This window comes from Gordonia alkaliphila, assembly GCF_039542465.1.
GTDB lineage: Bacteria > Actinomycetota > Actinomycetes > Mycobacteriales > Mycobacteriaceae > Gordonia > Gordonia alkaliphila.
This window is the reverse complement of record NZ_BAABIE010000036.1, coordinates 1-3,263: the sequence shown is the minus strand read 5'-3', so window position 1 is coordinate 3,263 and position 3,263 is coordinate 1. Positions and strand designations below refer to the sequence as shown.

The 3,263-nt window shown below is 63.3% G+C and carries 3 protein-coding genes; 2 read left to right on the top strand and 1 reads right to left on the bottom strand.

Going from position 1 to position 3,263, the window contains the following annotated elements; all coding sequences use genetic code 11:
• Positions 1–527 (top strand): carotenoid oxygenase family protein (locus tag ABD989_RS17565; RefSeq protein WP_345314492.1); only part of this gene is annotated, 527 nt, incomplete at its 5' end.
• Positions 528–1,054: 527 nt separating this feature from the next.
• Here the strand turns inward: ABD989_RS17565 and ABD989_RS17560 are convergent.
• Positions 1,055–2,173, bottom strand: coding sequence for a cutinase family protein (locus ABD989_RS17560; RefSeq protein WP_345314491.1), 1,119 nt, complete (start codon positions 2,171–2,173; stop codon positions 1,055–1,057).
• A 467-nt stretch (positions 2,174–2,640) separates the two neighbouring features.
• On the opposite strand from ABD989_RS17560, the gene ABD989_RS17555 reads away from it, so the two are divergent.
• Entirely contained in the window at positions 2,641–2,883 is a 243-nt protein-coding gene (locus ABD989_RS17555; protein ID WP_345314490.1) for a hypothetical protein, read from the top strand.
• The last annotated feature ends 380 nt before the right edge of the window (positions 2,884–3,263 follow it).

Below are 3,263 nucleotides of genomic sequence, written 5' to 3'. Positions count from 1 at the left end.
CGACGGCGATCTCCGTTCGATCCGCCACCGTCAGCATCATCCGTCCAAGCCCCACCCGGGTCTCCCGTCGTGCTACCTGCAACCCCTGGTGGCCTGCAGTGTTGCTACGACGCTATGACACCGCCGGTGGGGTTGAGGTTACAGACTACTCAACAGCCGCATGCGAATTCCCCACTCATGACACGCGCCTTACAGGCAGTATGCAGCGGTACACGTACGTCTCCGCTCAACTCGAAGGAGACCGGGGCGCGATCGTGAAACTTGATCGAACTACAGGTGAGCAAAGGACACACGAGTTTGGCCACCAGAGTTTTGCCGGCGAACCAATTTTCGTACCTCGCTCTAAGGATAGCGACGAAGACGACGGATGGGTACTTGTCGTTGTATTCAACGGAGCTACCAATCAGAATGAACTGCACATTCTGACTGCTCAAGCTATCGACGGATCCGCAGCTGCCGTAGCCGAACTACCAAGCCACAGCTTTCCAGGATTCCACGGTAGCTTCGACCGTTTCGAAAAGTACTGACCACTCCTGTTGGCCCCGGATATCGCCAGCCGAGATCGACCCGTCCGAGGTCATACGTAAAGTAGGACGATTAGAAACAGATGAGAGAACTCGTCCTCGCGGATGGTTCAGGGGTCGTTTCGGGCTAAGCCGTGTTACGCGCCGGGTGCGCCGCACGCCTGGCCGCGGCACCAGCGACTCCTGACGTTGTAAGACTGCTTGCAGTAGCCCTTCTTTCCGGTGCGGACCACGGTCATGCGGTGCCGCAGCGAGTGAACTTCCACGTTGTGCCCGCATGACGGATAACTCCAGTCGAGCGACATGGTGCCGCGCCGAAATCACCGGCACTGACCGCCGAGGCCGCGGGGTCGGGTAGGGAGGTCGCGGGCCTCGTACGTGACGGCGGTGCCGGCCCGGGGTCGTCCGCCGAAGCGGCGCCACTGGTGATCGCTTGGGCGAAGTCCATCTCGGAGGGGTGCATACCTCTCGCCGCCGACATCATCGACGACATGTTCGCCCAGGTGCAGATACCCGCCGCCGGTTGATCGTCACGCGTCGGCCAGCGGCACTTCGGCTGGAACTGTGAACGCCGGAAGTCCCGACACCGCGGCTTGCGCAGCCATCCGGTCGAGTTGGGCACCGTCGGCCGCCGTCGAGCCGAACACATTCGACGCGATTTCCGAAACCCGGGAAAGCTCAGTCTCAGTCCCATCCCTAGGAATGAGTGGCGCCAGCGGACCCGCGGCCAGTTCGGCATCCTGGGTGACGGGCACGGCCACCGGAGTCGACGGAATCTGCTCGGCCGCCACGACTCCGGGAACGGTGATCGCGTCGACGGCGTCGGCGACGGTCCCGACGACGGCATCCACCAACTGGACGACTGTGATGGGGATGGCCTGCAGATCCGTGATCGGCGGCAGCACAATGGCACCGATTCGTGGTGGCAGCGCCCACCCGAGGATGGGCGGGAAGTATGCGGCCACAGGTGTCGGCCGATACGTCGTCGCGATGGGCGCGGGCGTGATGAACAGGCGACTGACCGGGTCGAGCACGTCGTAGAGCGTCGGAATCCCGGGCGCGGGCCTGACGGTGTCCGCCGTCGGTATGTACGGCGCGCGCCGGACCGTGTGCAAGTGGCCGTCGTCGACGGTGTGCGGTGCGGCGAAGTAGTCGCCGTGCGCACCGTAGACGAGATACCCGAGGAGATTGTTGACGAACCCGATCGGGTCGAGTATTGGGTTGGGCGCCGCGCAGATCCCGTCGTTGGTCTGGCAGACCTGCGTGACGCGGATGTTCCGCGTCTGCGGCCGCGGCCCCATCATCGGGAATCCCGGCACGAACGACGGCAGCGTCGCCATGACTCCGGGTCGGACTGGATCGGGTCGGCGTGGATCCGAATAGAGGACGCAGCTCGTGTTTCGCGCCATCACCGGGTCGGAGTCGAACGTGTTGCACACGTTGCCGGTGACGAGAGCACCTTGAGAGAATCCCACCAGGCGGATGTGCGATTCCGGGCAGCGCGCGCGGAACGATCGCGCGGCCCGGCGCAGGTTCCGTTCGCCTTCGGCCGTCGACTCGGCCCCACTGATGTTGCCCCCGACCGGCGAGATGCTCGCGCTGTAGTGAACTTTCGTTCGCTGCGTGTCGGCGGGCACCGACTTTCCCATCGCACCGAGTCGAATGCCGTCGGGCTGTGCCGCCCCTCCGGTGGAGAACTCCATCACCTGGGGGCAGTTCGGAGCGGCCGACGCCGTCCCGACGTTTGTTGGCAACATCGGGGACAGAAGTCCCGCGGCAAGCAGAACCAAGATCCCGGATCTCCGAATATTCATGCGGCAGAGAGTATTTCGCCTTTTCACTGGAGCCCATAGTAAAAATAGTGATGCGCAACACTCGGCAAATCAGTGACGCGAATGTAAACAGCTATGGCGCAGTAACCGAGGCGTCACAGGCCGTTTCACGAGGTCGAGACGAGGTATCGACGGACTCGGCATCACGCCGTTAACCTCAAGGAAAACTATGAATCTACCCTGCGTGACGGACGTCTCAAGGCGATAGGCTAACACTACGAATATTCGAGATGAATTCAGAAGGTTGCTAACTGTCGAACTGTGAACATCACGTAGAGGGTTTCATGGGCGCGCCCACCAACTACGGACCCGACACCATCGCCAAAGGTGACGCGATCAAGACCCGGGGCAGCTGGTACCGCGTCGTGCGCGTCAACAAGAAGTCCGTGAGCGTCGACGTCAGCGACATGTACCAAGCCCCGACCCGCGTCTACACGCACACGATCCCCTACCCCGAGATCCGCGACCACAAGCCCGCAGCGTCGGCGGCCGCCGAGACCGTGCAGGACCTCGACGCCACCGGCTAACCCCGCCACGGCCGGCACCTGACCCACACCGGGCATGTGCCGGCCTACGGGCCAGCAGATCGAGCGACCCTCCGGGCCGCACAGCCTCACCCCGCGGCACGTCCGCCCGCGCTCCGCGCAGACAGCCGCACCATAGGGACCGGCCTCCGCTGGCGCTCCGGCCAACGAACCCGCTACGCGGGTACTGACCAATCCCGACCACACGCACAGCGGTCGTACGTGTTGCCCCTCCATCCTCTTTAACGGCTCTTCAGATCTAAGAGTGCGTAGGTGAGGTTCGGGACGAGCGCGGGCGACCACAAGATGTAGGCGGGCCCTGGGTGTGATCATGGAAGTTCCTCAACAACCCCGACGCACACCACAGGACCCATGGCTGAGCT